12 protein-coding genes are annotated in these 16,801 nt (G+C 57.9%); 6 read left to right on the top strand and 6 right to left on the bottom strand.

Going from position 1 to position 16,801, the window contains the following annotated elements; genetic code table 11:
- Positions 1-341 precede the first annotated feature (341 nt).
- A complete protein-coding gene (locus H6F46_RS07315; protein ID WP_099531807.1) occupies positions 342-1,340 on the bottom strand; it encodes an adenylate/guanylate cyclase domain-containing protein in 999 nt (332 codons plus the stop codon).
- Between the two features lie 140 nt (positions 1,341-1,480).
- A complete protein-coding gene (locus H6F46_RS07310) occupies positions 1,481-2,299 on the bottom strand; it encodes a DUF3120 domain-containing protein (protein WP_199291435.1) in 819 nt (272 codons plus the stop codon).
- A gap of 392 nt (positions 2,300-2,691) precedes the next feature.
- Here H6F46_RS07310 and H6F46_RS07305 point away from each other — a divergent pair, with 392 nt between their 5' ends.
- Complete coding sequence (locus H6F46_RS07305; protein WP_190354246.1) at positions 2,692-3,606, top strand: undecaprenyl-diphosphate phosphatase; 915 nt, start codon at positions 2,692-2,694, stop codon at positions 3,604-3,606.
- Here H6F46_RS07305 and H6F46_RS07300 read toward each other — a convergent pair.
- Positions 3,600-4,439 carry a PHP domain-containing protein gene (locus H6F46_RS07300; RefSeq protein WP_190354128.1) on the bottom strand — a complete coding sequence of 280 codons (840 nt, stop codon included), beginning with the start codon at positions 4,437-4,439 and terminating at the stop codon, positions 3,600-3,602. The genes H6F46_RS07305 and H6F46_RS07300 overlap by 7 nt on opposite strands.
- 440 nt (positions 4,440-4,879) lie before the next feature.
- On the opposite strand from H6F46_RS07300, the gene H6F46_RS07295 reads away from it, so the two are divergent.
- Entirely contained in the window at positions 4,880-5,368 is a 489-nt protein-coding gene (locus H6F46_RS07295) for an allophycocyanin subunit alpha-B (protein ID WP_099531803.1), read from the top strand.
- 295 nt (positions 5,369-5,663) lie between these two features.
- Positions 5,664-6,602 carry a tRNA pseudouridine(55) synthase TruB gene (gene truB / locus H6F46_RS07290; RefSeq protein WP_190354127.1) on the top strand — a complete coding sequence of 313 codons (939 nt, stop codon included), beginning with the start codon at positions 5,664-5,666 and terminating at the stop codon, positions 6,600-6,602.
- Between the two features lie 65 nt (positions 6,603-6,667).
- Here the strand turns inward: truB and H6F46_RS07285 are convergent, their stop codons facing one another.
- A complete protein-coding gene (locus H6F46_RS07285; RefSeq protein WP_190354126.1) occupies positions 6,668-7,456 on the bottom strand; it encodes an ATP-binding cassette domain-containing protein in 789 nt (262 codons plus the stop codon).
- 191 nt (positions 7,457-7,647) lie between these two features.
- Between H6F46_RS07285 and H6F46_RS07280 the strand changes: the two genes are divergently transcribed.
- Entirely contained in the window at positions 7,648-7,890 is a 243-nt protein-coding gene (locus tag H6F46_RS07280; protein ID WP_099531800.1) for a hypothetical protein, read from the top strand.
- A gap of 69 nt (positions 7,891-7,959) precedes the next feature.
- Positions 7,960-8,502 (top strand): GNAT family N-acetyltransferase, encoded by a 543-nt coding sequence (locus H6F46_RS07275; RefSeq protein WP_190354125.1) that lies wholly within the window; start codon positions 7,960-7,962, stop codon positions 8,500-8,502.
- Here H6F46_RS07275 and H6F46_RS07270 read toward each other — a convergent pair.
- The gene (locus tag H6F46_RS07270) at positions 8,424-9,713 is read right to left on the bottom strand and encodes a sulfite exporter TauE/SafE family protein (RefSeq protein WP_190354124.1); all 1,290 of its coding nucleotides are present in this window, start codon (positions 9,711-9,713) and stop codon (positions 8,424-8,426) included. The genes H6F46_RS07275 and H6F46_RS07270 overlap by 79 nt on opposite strands.
- A gap of 311 nt (positions 9,714-10,024) precedes the next feature.
- Between H6F46_RS07270 and H6F46_RS07265 the strand changes: the two genes are divergently transcribed.
- On the top strand, positions 10,025-10,831 hold the full coding sequence (locus H6F46_RS07265) for an aminotransferase class IV (RefSeq protein WP_190354123.1): 807 nt from the start codon (positions 10,025-10,027) through the stop codon (positions 10,829-10,831).
- Between the two features lie 115 nt (positions 10,832-10,946).
- On the opposite strand, the gene H6F46_RS07260 is transcribed toward H6F46_RS07265, so the two are convergent.
- A complete protein-coding gene (locus tag H6F46_RS07260; protein ID WP_190354122.1) occupies positions 10,947-16,424 on the bottom strand; it encodes a response regulator in 5,478 nt (1,825 codons plus the stop codon).
- Positions 16,425-16,801 lie beyond the last annotated feature (377 nt).

Here is a 16,801-nt window from a genome sequence, read left to right as displayed (position 1 = left end):
GTTTTTTGGATCGCTGTTTGAAAGAAATCAGTGACTCAAGTCAGTAAAAGTTGCCAATAGTCGATTCTTTGTCCCATTGCTTGGATGCAAAACCCAACAAAATTTCATTCCACTATAGCAACAGAAGCCCAAAATCATGGTTAGGGTCGTGTTGAGTAATACCGTTTGCGCCCATGGGATTGATCAAAGTTTTGAATCTCGATCGAGAACAATTGACCAACGATCGGCCCCAGGATTTTCCACGCGGCCCTGGTCTTCATCTCAATTCACCAGTTTGGCCAAACTTGGGTCAAGGGAGGCAATTGATTGGATTTTAATTTGGATTTTAATCAAGTTGAATTTTAAAAATCCAGTTCCAGGGATCGATGATGGGCGGTTAAAAACCGATCGAGATTGTCGTAGGTGGCGGCATAGGTGACGCTTTCGGTGTCATAGCCCTTGAGGTTCACGCGATATTCCTGAAAAATCTCGCAGGCAGAGCCATTCAAGGCACAGAGATACTGGTAGGTGGTTTTCCCGATCGCCACGTCCAGTTGCAATTCCTTGGTGCAAGACTCTAACCGAAAGGCGGCGTTCACCGTGTCGCCCAGGGCGGTGTAATCAGGGCGATCGTTGCTGCCGGTGTTGCCAACCATGGCATAGCCCGTGTTGGCCCCGGTGCCAATTCGCAACGGAAAGGGCAAAGGATAGTGCAAATGCAAGTCGCGGGTCATTTTTTGCAGTGCATTGACCGCCTCAAAAATTTGCAGCACTTCCCGGGGACTCACTTCCTGCTCCCCGTGAATCCACACGGCCATCACAGCATCGCCGATATATTTATCCACCCAACTGCCGGATTCACGGATGATGTTGCCCGCTTGGCGAAACCAAGTCCCGATCGCCTCCGAGAGGACTTTTTCGTCCGTTTGTCGGGTCAGCCCCGTGAAATTCCGAATGTCAGCCACCAAAATCGTGATCAGCCGTCGCACATGGAGCGTTGCAGTCACAGAAAATTCAAAACTATCGCTGGTGCTGTAGTCCCGATCGTGGGCGGGCGCATAAAAATCCAGTTCCGTTTGGCCAAAGGTCAGGCGATCGCCGCTTTGCAGGGTGACGGGAATGCTCACCCGGCGGCCATTCACGAAGGAACCATTGCGACTTCCCAGATCAATCAAATAGAACGCGCCATCCTCCATGCACTGGAGCATGGCATGGTTGCGCGAGATCCAAGGATCGCCCAGCACAAAATCATTGTCTGGGCTACGACCGATCGTCCAGCAAGCGCTACCGACAAGGGGTAAGTACCGGCTGCCGGATTCGGTTCTCAGAATTAAATGCGGACAGGGCTGGAGCGTAACCACGCGCGCACAAGTGAAAGTCCTGGAGACTAGGTGTTGTTTTAGTCCGGCACAATATACACCGCCATTGACAGCTCCTCCGTACAGCCTGTGCAGATTTTGGGCTACGCCACGGTTGGGGCCAACGGGGCCGAGTAGGCAAATTAGGCAAACAGGGCACTCAGCCAGAATAGGCCATCGACAAAGAGAGTGCCCAACAGGGCCGCACTAAACACCATCCAGCCAGCATCCTGGGATCGCTTGGCCCACCAACCCGCGCCCAGGCCAGCAAACAGCAACGTACCCGCCAGCAACGCGGCCCAGCCCAGGCCAAAGGGGGTATGCATTTTGGCCAAGGCTCCGTGCAGGATCGGGGCAACGGTGTGAAGATCGGCACTTTCGGCGGCGATCGCCTCGCGCCAGGCGGGCATCAAATCCACGCAATAGAAATAGCTATCGGTGATGGCGGTTCCCAACAAGGAGCCGAGATAGAACAGGCTGCCAATGCGTCCCCAGCTCGATCGCACGGAGATTAGCGCCAGGGGCAGGGCGATCGCCTCCATGGGCAGGTGAACTGTGGGTTCCCAACGCAACCAGCCCCAATAGAGCGAACCCGCCAGCCAACTCCAGCTAAACCCCACCAACAGGTCGCCCCAAACCCGCCACTTGGGCGACTCCAGCCACCGGGCCCCCAACAGACTCCAAAGCAGGGTGAGGGCGGTGCAAAGGATGGGGAACGATCGCACCAAGGGGGCTTCCACAAACACGGGGCCTGACACCAGGAACAACCCCGCCACAAACATCCAGCCCAAGGCCACGGGCGATCGGCTGGCGATCGGCGGGGCGGGGGGAATCAGGGTTGTCTCATCAGGGCAATCACTAGCCGAGGCATCCGCCGCCAAACTCGCGGACATCAAACGACCGGGGCCAGCCGATCGACGAAACGGCGTAATGGCGCTGGCAGAGGAGGGATAGGCAACCAAAATGAGAAAACCTGCGACTTTGGTTAGGTTTATTAATTTTTATCTTTAGTTTTCTTAACATACCATAGCCCCCACGGTGCATCACCGATAGCAGTTGGTTTTCGAGATGCGGCAAAATCAGCCACAATATCAGCCGCGATTGGAATGATGGCGGAGGAACGCCGTTGGGTAGCATGGCAAGGAAGGCGGATTGCGAATCAAGGACATCGTATTCAGTCCTTAGCATCAGTCCTTAGAAATCCAGCAGAAATTCAGAACAGTGGTTGAAGGTGCTGAGCATTTTCAGGCATGGTTGGGGCCAATCAGGTTTAACGATGGGTAATTCACAGCAAGGGCGATCAAGCAGCAAAGGGCAGAGTCAAATCAAGCGGGTTTACCGCTGGTGGGCCGGGATGGGGCTGGGGGTTTGGCTGGTGGGCTTGGGGGCTGCGGCCCAAGCGGCTGACCCAACGGTTTCGGTGAGTGATGGCGTGAGCTGGCTGGAGGCGATCGGCCTGGGGCTGGTGCAGGGGCTGACGGAGTTTTTACCGATCAGCAGCACGGCCCACTTGAAGGTTGTGCCCGTGGTGCTCGGTTGGGGCGATCCGGGCGTGGCCTACACGGCGGTGATCCAACTGGGGAGCATCGCGGCGGTGCTGACTTATTTTTGGGCAGATTTAACGGCCCTGGCGATCGGGTCAGCCCAAGCCATTTCCCGCAAGGATTGGGGCGATCGGCAGTTTCGGATTGCCCTTGGCATTGGTCTGGGAACGTTGCCCATTGTGGCTGGCGGCTTAGCAATTAAGAAATTCATCCCCGATTTTGACAATTCCCCGCTACGGAGCTTGGGAGCGATCGCGATCGCCTCGATCGTCATGGCCCTGCTGCTGGGTTTGGCGGAAGTGACCGGCAGCCGCCACCGCCACTACAACGCCCTGGGTCTAAACGATGGATTAATTTTAGGGGCAGCCCAAGCCCTGGCCCTGATTCCCGGGGTCTCGCGATCGGGATCAACCCTGACGGCGGGCCTGTTGTCCGGCATCGATCGGGCAGCGGCGGCGCGTTTCTCCTTTCTGCTGGGCATTCCCGCCATTACCCTGGCGGGATTGGTGGAACTGGTGGGTGTTTTGAAAGAAGGGTTGCCGGCCGGCGCGGGGTTGTCACTGACGGTGGGTGTTGTGGTGTCGGCGGTGTCGTCCTATGCGGCGATCGCTTGGTTACTGAAGTTTTTGCAGACCCAAAACACTTGGGTTTTTGTGATCTATCGATTGATCTTTGGGGTGGCGATTTTGGGATCGATCGGGTTTGGGTGGCTGCCCAATCAATAATCGGTTTCCATTTCCAAGGTAGCCTTGACCTGTTTTAGGCGATCGAGCAGGGCCAGGGGCAATTGAAATTGATTTAAGCTGTCGCGGCGTTCAGCCCTGGTACTCGGGGCGGGGCCGTGGTAGTCACTGCCGCCCGTGGCCAACAATCCATAGCGATCGCACAGTTCCAAAAGGCGCTTTTGCTCCGTCAGGCTGTGGTTGGGATGATAAACCTCCAAGCCCAGCAGCCCCGCCGCCACCAGTTCCGGCAAGGTGTCTTCCACATTGCCCCCACGAAACAGGTAAGGATGGGCCCAAACGGGCACGGCCCCAGCCGATCGGAGCAGGTTCATGCCCTCCACGATCGAAAATTTGTCGTACTGCACATGGGCCGGGCGATCATCCCCCAAAAATCGGGTAAACGCTTCCTGGGCCGACGTGACATGGCCCGCCGCCACCAGCGCTTGGGCGATGTGCGGTCGTCCAGGAGCCATGTTGCCTGGTAATTCCGGCAGCTCGATCGGGTAGCCCAACTCCGCCAGCTTTTCCGCCATGCGTTGGGCCCGCTGGCGACGGCCGGCCAAGCGCACGGCCAGCGGTTCATGAATTTGATCGCGATCGGGATAAAACCCCAAAATATGGAGCGATCGCCCGTTGTGAACCACGCTCAGTTCCAATCCCGGCACAATCTCGAGCCGATCGCCCGCCGCCTCGATCGCTTCATCCAAACCAGCGCAGGTATCGTGATCCGTAATGGCCAGGGCCCGCACCCCCGCCTCGATCGCCGCCGCCACCAACTCCGTCGGAGTCAGCGTGCCATCGGAAAACGTCGTATGACAATGCAATTCCAGCAAAATTTCCTCCTGCCCCTTTTGCCCATTCCTGTCTAGATCTGATCTGGATCAGATCCAGGTCAGAATCCGAATCTTTCTGAATCTTGGCTACTCCTGGCCCAGTCCCCGGCAGTCGTCGCCAAACCTGAGACAGGCTTCGGGGTATCTGTTACAAATCTTCACCAAAGCTGCCACCGATTGACACCCCCGACCAAGGCCTTTTGTGGAGGATCTGGGATCAGCAACAGCCCTCTGAATCGATCGCCCCTAAGTAAATCCAAGCCAACGATTTCCCGATCGACGAAAACCGACTGGGCAATGGTTTGACCCCATTTTTGCTAAGGGGTCTCGGCCCATTCCAGCCCCGGGCGATCGCCCCAATCAGGGGTCAATTCGCCCGAAGGTTTTGCCGCGAAAAAACTTTGGTAGAGTGGAAACGATATTCCGATACTCTCGATATTATGAGCGTAGTTAGCCAAGTCATTCTGAAAGCCGACGATGAGCTTCGCTACCCTAGCAGTGGCGAGCTTAAGAGCATCTCGGAATTTTTAAAAACCGGCGAGCAGCGTATTCGGATTGCCCAAACGCTGGCCGACAGTGAGAAAAAGATTGTGCAAGAAGCCAGCCGCAAGCTGTGGCAACGTCGTCCGGACTTTATTGCTCCCGGCGGCAATGCCTATGGCCAACGGGAGCGGAACCAGTGCCTTCGGGACTATGGCTGGTATCTGCGACTGGTGACCTACGGCGTGTTGGCGGGCGACAAAGAACCGATCGAAACCATTGGTCTGGTGGGCGCACGCGAAATGTACAACTCCTTGGGTGTCCCGCTGCCGGGGATGGTGGAAGCCGTGCGTTGTCTCAAGGAAGCCACTTTGGGCCTTCTGAGCACCGAAGATGCCGCCGCCACCGAGCCTTACTTCGACTACATCATTCAGGGAATGGCGGCCTAGGGCCGTTCCTTCAGAGACCAAAAACCCATGAAATTTGGTTTGCGTTCAAGGTCGTTTTCGGGCGATCGCGGTGGGCGCAGGCTGCAATCACAGGGGGTGGAGATGTGGGCTGCATCTCTACCCCTTTGCGTGTCTGAGGCTGGCTGAAACGGCTGCTCTCGGCCCACATCTGACCAAACAGAACGCTAGCAGCAATCCAGCATTAGCAAGAATTAGAACCAAGAATTCAGAAATTAGAAATTAGAAATTAGAAATCAAAAATCAGGTGTTTGTCCCCTGTAGGTGCAATTAGGCGATGGTTTGTGGATTTTTGAACTTGTGCAAACCGGCGGGTTTCACGTCCCACGATTGCGTGGCCAAAGTACGGCGGCTGACGCGGTGCAAACGGACGGGCCATGGGGGCACGTTGGATCCGGCCGCGATCGGGGTGTTGCCGATCGCCCTGGGACCCGCCACCCGTCTGTTGCAATTTTTGCCGGGGGCCAAATCCTACGCAGCCACGGTGCGCCTTGGCATCACCACCACCACCGATGACCTGGAAGGGGAAGTGCTGACGGCGCGATCGCCCGAGGCCTTAACCAGCCTCACCTTAGAAGCCATTTCCAGCCAAATATCGCAATTCATCGGCCCAATTCGACAGATTCCCCCCCAATACAGCGCTATTCAGGTGGATGGGCAGCGGCTCTACGATTTAGCGCGACAAGGTAAGACCGTGGAAGTGCCGGAGCGACAAGTGCAGGTCGATCGAATCACGATCGAGGCTTGGCGACCGGGAACCGAGCCGGAGTTGGACTTAACCATCGACTGTGGCCCCGGAACCTATATCCGCTCGATCGCCCGAGATCTGGGCGCGGCCTTGGGCGTGGGGGGCACGTTGGCCCATTTGAAACGAACGGCCAGCGGCGGCTTCACCTTGGAAGACAGCCTGACGCTGGAGCAATTGGAAGCGGCGATCGGGCAAGGGTGGCAACCGATCGACCCAGCCTTGGGCTTGACCCATCTGCCCACGGTGACCTTGGCGGAAGAGGCCGTGAAGCGCTGGTTTTTTGGCCAAGCGATCACCCTCGCGGAATGGCCCCCAACACCGCAATGCGGCGCATCCCTCAAGCAGGAGCAAACCGACCCGATCGCCCGTGTTTTGGATCAGTCCGGTCGGTTGTTGGGAGTTGGGGCCCTAACGACGGAAGAGGCGGGGCCGCTATTGGCTCCGCGTGTCGTCTTGCCAGCCGATTGAAATGCCACGGGCCCGATGACGACACAGGCCATGCAGGGCCACTGGCAGAGCATAGCCAAACCACTTCAAAACCAATCGGCTTCGGGATCGGAATCTATTCCAGAATTCATGCCGGAATTAAGGCCGGCCTGATTAACCGAGGGGAATTGTTTTTCCAGAGCAGCCCAGTCCATTTCGGAAGCCGGCCGATCGGTCGTCAGTTGCCCCTGCGTTAACACCCAACAGCGGGTGGCGATCGGGGCAGCCCTCAGTCCGGCGATCGTGGTGGCGGTGCAAACAACTGCGGCGGTTTGGGAGCTGAATGCTTGATTTTGCAATAGGTTTTGCAGGCGATCGCTCTGTTCCTTGGTTAAGCCCTCAAACCCATCGCCCAACAGCAACACCAACGGTTGCAACAAACTAGCCCGCGCGATCGCCACCCAATGTTGCTCGGCGGCGGTCAGTTGAAAGGCTTGGCGGGTTAACCAACTGGTGGGAATTCCAAAGCGATCGCAGGTTTCCTGAATGGCCGCCTCGATCGCCCGGGAGTCTTGGCCCAGCAACGCCAGAGGATAGGCGAGGGTTGCCGCCACCGTCGGAGCCAGCAAGGTCGATCGAGGAGCCACCCAAGCCACCCGCCGCCGCAGGGCAACGGGATCCAGCGCCTGCACCCGCTGTCCCTGAACCAGCACATCGCCAGCCGTTGGCTCCGACAGCCGCACCCACCAGCGCAAAATCTCCGGGGCCTGTGCCCCCACAATCAACAGCCGCTCTCCGGGTTCGATCGCCCCCGTAATCGGCCCCAAGGGCGATCGACCGCCTTGGGTTGCGCCTTGGCAAGCTAACAGGGGCGATCGAGGGGTGGCTGCATCCATAGCAATTGGGTTGGATCGTTGGTTTTGGATTGTCGGTGGTAGAAATATCTGCGGGAAATGTTCACGGGAAATGCCGACGAAAAATTTCCGCGAGAAATTCTGAGAAACCCAATGCGGGATTGGGCGGGTTTTCTGTCAAAATAAGTGCCAAGAAATATTACAGAACGTTATCAAAATTAGAGAGGTCGGTGATGGCGTTTTTCCGGCAGTATGTGGCTCCCTTCCTGGTGGTGTTGATCTTCGCGGTGGCATTGATCGCCGTGAGTGCGCGGATCTTCTTGCCCAATGATTTGGCCGCGCCCGCACCGATCGGGGCGATCGACTTCCCTTCCCCCATTGCTCAACAAACTACGCCCTCTGCACCGTTGCCGCCTTCCCTGTCTGCGTTGGTGCAAGGGTCTGCGCCCGATTTGGATCTCTCTGCCAGTTTGTAGCCTGCGGGTTGAAGTCTGCGGACTAATGCCGCCATGAATCAGCCATCCGACCCAGGGCCGGAGCCTGGGATGGGGCAACCATCCAATCAGTTACCCACAGGCTACCGATTACGGCGAGGGAGCCGGGCCGATCGCCCCCAATTGTTGGCGGGCTTGGCGGCCACCTACCGGGAGCTAATGCCCCTGAGTCCAGACCCAGAGTCGATCGCCCTGTTGGTCGATCGACTCTGGACGGCCGATGGGCAACTGTGGTGGGTGGAAGCGGCCACGGCTCAAGCCAGCGACGGTCAATCTAGCGGTCAATTTTGGGTTGCGGGTCTGTGGTTGGGCTGGGCGATCGACCCGGAAACTGGCCAACGACGGGCCCAACTGCTTTGGCTCTATGTGCAACCGACGGAACGGCGGCGTGGTTTGGCTCGATCCCTGCTGCATCAAGCGGAACAGCAGGCCAAACAGGCCGGTTGCGATCGCCTGGGGCTGCAAGTGGGAGCCAGTAACCAAGCGGCGATCGCCCTTTATCAATCTTTGGGCTATCAGACCCGATCGCTGGAGCTAGTGAACTCCTGGGATGGGGCGGCGGTCAGGGACGCAGACGCACCGGCCACGCCGTGATAGAGCGCACCCAGGCCCCACAGTTGCCAAAACCAACGCACCCGCATCAACAAAACCAGAGCTAGCCCACAGCCAACCCCCATCGCCCGCCGCCAAACCGATCCCCCATCCCCGATCATGGTTGGCCCACCCGCCAGGGTCATGTGCATCCCGATCGCTACCAGGGCCGGAATGGCCGCCAGGTGTAAGGTGCGCCAGTGGGAGCCTAACCAGCGCATAGCTCGATCGAAACTGGTGAGGGCCAACAACGTTAGCAGCCCGATCGCCCCCACACCGGCCCAAATCCCCACCTGCTGGCGAGGGTGCAAAAAGCCCACCGCCTCCCAATCCCAATCCAGGGAGTGATCGAGCATGTGGCCCGTATGGGCCAGGGCCAACAACCAAGCGCCCACCCCGATCGCCCGACGATAGCGCAGGGGGGCCGCCCACAACCGACTGATGGGCCGGGCGATCAGGGATAAACTCAGCAGCACCAAGGAACCATAGCCCGTCAGATCTTGCATGGCGCTGGTGCGACCCAGGGTTAACAGCCCGATCGCGATCGTCACCCAACCGGCCATCCGAAAGAGTTGGCTGCGTCGATCTTGGCCAATGGAGCCAGCCCAAGCGCCCGTTAAAACCATGGTGGGCAAGGTTCCCAGCCCAAAAACCAACATGGTCAGGCTGCCCCCGATCGCGCTGCCCGTTTCCGCTGCCTTAATCTGGGCCGCATACAAAAATCCACAGGGAATTAGCCCCCAAACCAGCCCCACGGCCAACGGCATCCACCAACAGGTTTGGCCAGCAATGGTGAGCATGGTTTTTTCGAGGCGATCGCGCTGGGGCCCCCGGGCCAGGGGATGCCAGAGAGGCAAGCGGGGCAACCATTGGGGTCGCGCTTGGGCAAGGCCAAACCAAATCAACATCAACCCCGTCAGGACGCTCAGGCTTTGGCGCAGGGGGCTATCAATCCCCGTCAGTTGTCCGCCCGCCACCAGCAGAGATCCCAAACTCCCGATCGCCCCGCCCGCCACGGCATAGCTGAAAATTCGCCCCAAATTCAGCAACAGATGGAAGCGGCCCAACTGCCACCAGGTTTTGGCTCCTGCTTGCGGCAGGGTTCGAGGGTCTCCCGACAGGGCAAAGGCCACCGCCAAAGGCCCACACATGCCTGCACAGTGACCAAAACTCCCCAAAAAACCCAGCGCCCAAATCAAGCCCCAGTCAAGCATCTCCCCAGATCCCGTTTTCCTATAGTTTCCCAATGGCCTCCGGTCGATCGCTCCTGGCAACCGAAAACCTGAGGTAGTTCTAGTTCTCCGCAATGGCGCTGTTTTGGTTGAGTCCTGAACTCGATCGCCATCATGCTGATTAGCTCAACCGGATTAGCTCAACCGGCTTGGCACTCAACTCGATCGATGCAAACGGTTGGTTAACCCAATCAAGGTTCCAGCAAGGGGACAAAATTCAGCGCAACGATTACGGTAAACAAGCGGGGCAATGATCCCGTCAGTATTTTTTGAGCTTACCCGCAATTGGTTTCATGCCTGCCCAGTGGTATCACGGTCAATCCCTCGATCAGCGCACCATTACTCTGGATGTCACGGATCCAGGGTTGATATTTGGGGCCACAACCTTCACAACCTTGCGCGTTTACGATCGCGATCTCCACGGGCCCATGACCCAATGGCTGGCTCACCGCGATCGGCTCTACAACACTCGCAGTCAGTTGGGCCTGCCCCAGCCGGATTGGGAACAGGTGGAACAGGGAGCAACCCTGTTGGCGGCTGAATATCCGGTGTTGCGGGTCACTCTTTTTTCCGATGGGCGGGAATGGATTGTGGGGCGCGAATTGCCCTCCAATTTGGCCCAAAAACAAACACAGGGCATTGTGGCTTGGGTGGCCCAGGCAGCCCACTACCGCCGTTCGATCGCCACTCACAAAACGGGCAATTATCTTCCCTGTTGGCTGGCATTGCAAACGGCCCAGCGACAGTTTTTGGGCCCCGAACCGGCATCCGAAGCCATTTTGGTTGATGAGGATGGGCGCTGGCTGGAAACCAGCACGGGCAATCTTTGGGGACTTCGGGATGGGCGTTGGTGGACTCCGCCCCTGGGAGATTGCTTACCGGGCATTGCTCGATCGCACCTAATTCGCCAACTCCAACGTCACGGGCAACCGATCGGCGTTGACCAACCCTGGACTGCCGATTGGGTGGAAGAATTCGAGGCGATCGCCTATTCCAACAGCGTGGTGGAGGTGGTTCCCTTCCATGCAGTGCTAGATGGCCACCGGGTGCATCGATTGGCGATCGAACCGGTGGCCGAACTCCAGGCTCTCTACCAATAGGGCAATCAAGCCGTTCGCGCAGGATCCGTTGGTTCAGGATCCATTGAGCATTGCTCGGCCGAGCAGTTTAGGCACTAGTTAGGCACTGCTTAGGCGCTGGTCGGGAATTTAGGCGTTAAGCATTGGCCGTGATCAGCACCTCACCCCGCAGCATTCGCCGCGCCGCATCCAGGAGGGCTTCTTCCAGGTAGGGCTTGGTGAAGTAACCCTTTGCGCCCAAGTCAACGGCCATTTTTCGGTGCTTGTCGGCTCCCCGAGAGGTGAGCATGGCCACAGGCAGTTCACAGAGGGTTTCTTCCGTCTGCAATCGCTGCAAGAGCTGCAAGCCGTCCATGCGCGGCATTTCAATATCACAGAACACCAAGTCGCAGGGCAAGCCCGATCGCAGTTTTTCCCAGGCCTCTTGACCGTCGCGGGCCTGCTCCACCTGATAACCCGCTTTCTGGAAGGTCATCTTCAGCAGCTCGCGCACCGTGATCGAGTCGTCCACAATCAACACCATCGGATCCTTTTGCTCCGTCGGCGGCTCCACGATGTGGATGTTGTCAGATTCCCAACGGCCGCTGACGGTATCGCGCCGGATGCGACCCTTCGCCAGGTCAATTAGCTCCAGCACATCGGCGATCGGCATGACGCGCCCATCACCCAGCACCGTCATCCCGGCAATGCCCAGGGGCTTGGGCACGGGGCCTTCCGGTTGCTTAATTACGATTTCTTGCTCGCCCAGCACCCGATCGACCTCGATCGCAATGAACTCACCGGCACTGCGCAACACCACGATCGCCAAGGAGTCATCCTCCTGGTTGCCGCCGTAGATGTTGCCGCGACTCAGGTGGCGGTTGTATTTCAGCAACTCAGTGAGGGGATGCAGCGTCAAGATTCGATCGCGCCAGGCAATGCAGCGGCGGCCTTCCTTATCGGTCTGCACATCCTCCGGGTGAATATCGGGCGGCGTGTCTTCCACCCCATCCATCGGAAACGCGATCGTGGCGTGATCGCTCAAGCACCGCAGCGCCTTACAAATACTCAGGTTCAGGGGCAACCGGATGGTGAAGGTCGTTCCCCGTCCCAATTCTGAATCAATGCTGATGCTGCCGCGCAGTTCCTGAATTTTGCGCATCACCACATCCATGCCCACGCCGCGTCCGCCAAACTCATCGGCTTGGTCTTTGGTGCTGAAGCCCGGCAGAAACAGCATTTCATAGATTTCTTGGCGCACCATATTGCGGGCCTGGTTGGGGTCAATCAAGCCCTTCTCGATCGCCTTTTGTTTCACCCGCTCCGTATTAATTCCCGCCCCATCATCGGACAGGGAAATCACCGTTTGGTTCCCTTGATAAAACGCCCGAATGGTCAGCTTGCCGGTGGGGGGTTTGCCTGCCGCCACCCGCGCTTCAGGCGTTTCAATGCCATGCACCAGGGCGTTATTGATCATGTGGGTAATTGGACTCGATAGCTCCTGGGATAGGAACTCATCGATCGCCGTTTCTTTGCCCTCAATGATCAGATCCACGTCCTTGCCACAGCGCTCAGACACCGATCGCACTGCCCGGGGCAACCGTTCCACCGTGCGCGCAAAGGTCACCATGCGCGACTTATTCAAGTTCTCTTGAATCTGGGTGGTGATTTGCCGCAGGTTCCGCACCAGTTGATCGGTTTGTTCGACCACGAAGTCAATGTCGGAGGCAGACTCCCGCACCCGCACAATCAACTCAATGATTTCTTGGGATTGGGTGTGGAAGGGGGTGAAGCGATCCAGCTCCAGTTCTCCCAAGCCCATCCGGCCACCGTGGGTGTCAGACTCACCGCTGTGATGGGTCTCGGAATGTCCGCCGCCACTGCCGCCGCGCCGCCCCGACAGCAGGGACATTTCCAGGAGCGATCGCTCGTAAAAGTCCTGCATCCGTTGCCCCACATCCCCCAACTGCTGCACCCGTTGGGTCAAGTTTTCCAAGGACTGGCGCAGGCGCTCTTGGCCCTGTTCCATGCTGTTGCGGTTCACCACCATTTCCCCAACCAGGTTGTTGAGGTTGTCCAAGTTCCGCACCGGCACTTTGATGATTTGCTCGGCCCGTAAATTGCGGTTGGCGGCCGCTTCCATTTCGCGCTGACCGTTCGCCACGGGAGTTGGGGCCGATCGAGCTGGAGATCCCGCAGGGCTGGGGCCGGTCGCTGGGGCAGCCTTGGCCGGGGCCTCCAGTATCTCCACCAAAGCGTCAAAGTCTAGATCGAGGCCACCGGTGCTGCCAGCGGGCGCGGGGGTTGTGGCTGGGGCCGCCACATCGCCAAATAGATCCTCAAAGCGATCAGGGCTATTGGTGGCGGCCGTCGTTGACAGATTCAGATTCTTCAGCAGATTATCCAGCTCATCGGCATCGCTGGCCGCTTGGCTCGTCGGAGCCGGTGCAGCGGAACCCTCTAGGGCATTGAGCAGGTCATCGAGGGTGCTGTCACCGGCCGGCACAGATCCCGGCTCCTGATTCAGCAGTTGATCCAGATCGCCCAAATCACCCAAACCGCTGAGGCCGTCCATCATCGGCTCACTGGTGGGGGGCGCACCCAAGAGCGCATCCAAATCTTCCAAGTCCGAACCGGCCAGCGGATCAACCGCATCAACGGGTAATCCTAGGTCACCCAAATTACCAAAATCACCCAAAGTCCCCAAGTCTCCTAAGCCACTCAAGTCGTTTAGATCACCCAGGCCCCCGAAGTCAAAGTCATCGGCGCGATCGGCACTGGTTGCCTCCTGTGGCTCACTGAGATCCAAGGGGCTGCTCCAGTCGGCCGTTCCCATCAAGAAGTCAGGGGCTTCGCCATCAGCGGTGGCTTCCAGGCTGGTCGCTTCCCCAAAGTCCAAATCGTCCAAGGCTGCCCAATCATCATCCAGCGCAGGAGCAGGGGCCGACGCGGCAGCGGGGGCCAACAGGGCATCCAAATCCGAGAGAATGGGCGGCTCCGTGAAGTTTTCCGGAGTCCAGAGGGCGGCTGCATCATCATTGGCCCCTGCGAGATCTGCTTCGGCCTCGGCCAGGTCTAGATCTTCTTCTAGACCGCTCAGATCGGTCGTTCGCCGATCGGAGAACAGATCTTCCAGACCTTCGGAACTGAGGGTGGAGCGATCGATCCGAATGGCTTTGGCCCCATTCACGTCGTAACTGAGGTCAGCCGCCTCATAGACCGGCTCGGCCGGCTCCGCAGAAAGCGGATCGTCCAGCAGGGTATCGATGTCTTGGATAAAGTTCTCAGCGGTTGAGGTTTCCGCATCCGGCAACATCACATCGGGCGATTCCACCAACAGATTCGCGAAGGGATCCACCTCCTCCAAGGGATTGGCATTCAAGATGCCATCCAAGTCGAACTGATCAAGGGCGGGTAAGTCGTCTAGGGACGGATCCACCAGGGCCGGCATGGCGGTAGTCGGCGCGAGATCCTCATCGGTCAGATCAACAGCGCTGAAGTCGCTCAGATTATTGAAATCATCGGTCAGGTCAACGGCGCTGAAGTCACTCAGATTATTGAAATCGTTGAAGTCCAAATCAGGGGCGGAGTCCGACCAATTATCGTCCAGGTCGATCGCGGCCAAGTCAGGCAACTCCCCTGGCGACATATCCCCGAGATCCAACCCATCCCCCCAACGATCTGCGGTTGCTTCCGGGGTCGCTGCGGCCGCCACATCTAGATCAGCTAGATCAGCCAGTCCTGCATTGCCAAAGTCTAGGTCTGCATGGGCCAGATCTACGTTGGCCAAATCTGCGGCCCAAGCATCCAGATCAGCCATGTCATCGATCGCCCCAGTCTCTGGTAACGGATCGAGGGTCAGCTCTGGAGGCGCAATCTCACCCGTCAGGCCATCAATCAGATCCAACCCCAGGTCTGAGCCGAAATTGCCATCGAGATCATCCAGATTCCCCAGCGCCGGATCAATCACCGTCGTCAAATCCGGGTCATCATCTCCCAACTTTTGGAGTTCATTGGGGATCGGTTCGATCGCCGTGGGATTACTGATCAGCTCCGTGGAGAAGGTCAGGTCGCCGCTGGGCACCACCCGCAGATCGGTGGGTTCCTCTTCCGCATCCAAGCCCAGATCGAACAGGTCATCCGAGGCGATCAGGTTGACTTCCGTGGCCGTTTCCACCGCATCCAGCAGCGCATCCAGATCATCATCACCAATGAGATCGATCGCCCCTGAGCCTTGAACCGCATTCGCCAGCAGTCCATTGCCACTCGATGGCTCATCCCCAAAGGACAACAGGTCATCGATGGACTCTAAGCCCATATCCGCCACCGAATCGGTGGTATCCATCTCATCCAGCAGATCGTAGCCCAGTGCATCCAGAGAACTGGTCAAGGCATCAGCATCCGCTGACGATTCCTCATGGGTAAAGATTAGATCTGACAGGTCATAGTCTGCGGCCTGATTTAGGGGTAACCCAGCCCCTGACTCCGAACTTTGCCCCGGCAGATCAGCCTCCAAATCCTGGGAGCTTTGGCGAAACAAGTCCGCCAACACGTCCAATTCGGCCACGCCCACTTCCGGCCCCGTGCCCGGTTCTGCCCTTGGCCGTTCCACCCGACTGGTTTGGGTGGGTGATGGGGTGGGGCTTAAATCCAGCTCATCCATCCGGGTTACGACGGTGTTGCTGGTTTCTGTAAACCAATCTTGCTCAAACTCATCGCCCTGGCTGTGGGTGATGTCGGTAATTTCGGGTGCTAATTCGTCGTTGAGTAAGTCGTCGAAGTCAAATAGATCCACATCTAGGCTGCTGGGGCTGGGGGCAACCGGCTGGGGAACCAAGGCCCGTAACTCACTGCCCAAGCAGATCTCCTGGCTGCGATCGTCCAGAACCAGATCTTGAGCCTGCTTCAGGTCGCGAATAATGGTGGGCGCTAGGGTTTTGTAGGAGTTGGTGGGGCAACCGATCGCCTGGCTGGCCGCATCCAGTAGCTCCACCCAGCCGGTAATGCGACTGCTTTTGCCCAAGTCAGACAAGCGCTGACACATCCATTGGAGCTGCGCGCGCTGCTGAGGACTGTCCCCTTGGCGAAACAGATCCAACATTTCCCGCAACAGTTGGGGCACCTGTTGCTGAAAAACCTGATGGGTGCGATCGGCCGCCCAAGCATCCTCACTTTGGGATGAGAGGGTACGATGCAGCACGCTGGGCATGTCCACTTCATGGACGGCGAGGCCCAAACGTTCTGCCAGGGCGTTAAACGCCGGCTCCGAATCCTGTAGCACGCGGTTGCCCACTTCGGTGGTGAGGCCAAAGGGGCCCTGGAGATGGTCGAGCAGTTCCACCAGGGTGTCAAAGGCCCGCAAGAAGAGACTTTCCAACTCTCGATCGATATGGATCGGATGTTCTTTCAGGACTTTGAAAAAGTCTTCAATCCGGTGGGCGGCCTGTTGGATGCTCTCGAATTCCAACATGCCCGCGCCCCCCTTGATCGAGTGGGCCGCCCGAAAGACCTCATCCATCAGCTCCGGGTCTTCGATCGTCCCCTGCAAGTTCATGAGGCCTTGCTCGATGGTTGTGAGGTAGTCCTTGGCTTCCTCAATGAAATAACCGACGATGCGTTGCTGTTGATCTTGCATGGAACATAGCCTCCGAAGCGTTTGCCCGCATGATCAAGGGCACTGCCAGCCAACTCGATGCGGATTTGGGGCGAATCAAAAGATGGATCGACAAAGGGTTGCTGGCGACTCAAACTCGCTCACGGGGCGAGCCGCTGAACCTTCCAAGCCGTGACAATGACTTTAGAATTCAGCATGGAATCTCCAGCTTGGAATCTACTGTACTCGATCCATTTCAGATCAGCCTCCATGGATACATCTTGAACCGTCTGATCCACTTGGGTTTGATTCGTTCAAATTGGACTTGTTCAATATGGGACTGACCCAAATTAGGCTGGTCTAAATCGACCCGAATCTAATTGATCCCAACCCCAGAGGGCGAGGACTCAAGACAGCCC

Origin of the sequence: Limnothrix sp. FACHB-1083 (assembly GCF_014696485.1) — a bacterium.
Lineage (GTDB): Bacteria > Cyanobacteriota > Cyanobacteriia > CACIAM-69d > CACIAM-69d > CACIAM-69d.
Note: the sequence above shows the minus strand (reverse complement) of the source record. Positions and strands in the feature narration are given on the sequence as shown.

Bases quoted from the DNA above. Each gene is read 5' to 3' on its own strand.
- H6F46_RS07285 (WP_190354126.1), bottom strand. From the start codon at position 7,456: ATGGATGCAGCCACCCCTCGATCGCCCCTGTTAGCTTGCCAAGGCGCA.
- H6F46_RS07275 (WP_190354125.1), top strand. From the start codon at position 7,960: ATGGGGCAACCATCCAATCAGTTACCCACAGGCTACCGATTACGGCGA.
- H6F46_RS07305 (WP_190354246.1), top strand. From the start codon at position 2,692: ATGGGGCTGGGGGTTTGGCTGGTGGGCTTGGGGGCTGCGGCCCAAGCG.
- truB (WP_190354127.1), top strand. From the start codon at position 5,664: ATGGTTTGTGGATTTTTGAACTTGTGCAAACCGGCGGGTTTCACGTCC.
- H6F46_RS07270 (WP_190354124.1), bottom strand. From the start codon at position 9,713: ATGCTTGACTGGGGCTTGATTTGGGCGCTGGGTTTTTTGGGGAGTTTT.
- H6F46_RS07265 (WP_190354123.1), top strand. From the start codon at position 10,025: ATGCCTGCCCAGTGGTATCACGGTCAATCCCTCGATCAGCGCACCATT.
- H6F46_RS07260 (WP_190354122.1), bottom strand. From the start codon at position 16,424: ATGCAAGATCAACAGCAACGCATCGTCGGTTATTTCATTGAGGAAGCC.
- H6F46_RS07280 (WP_099531800.1), top strand. From the start codon at position 7,648: ATGGCGTTTTTCCGGCAGTATGTGGCTCCCTTCCTGGTGGTGTTGATC.
- H6F46_RS07295 (WP_099531803.1), top strand. From the start codon at position 4,880: ATGAGCGTAGTTAGCCAAGTCATTCTGAAAGCCGACGATGAGCTTCGC.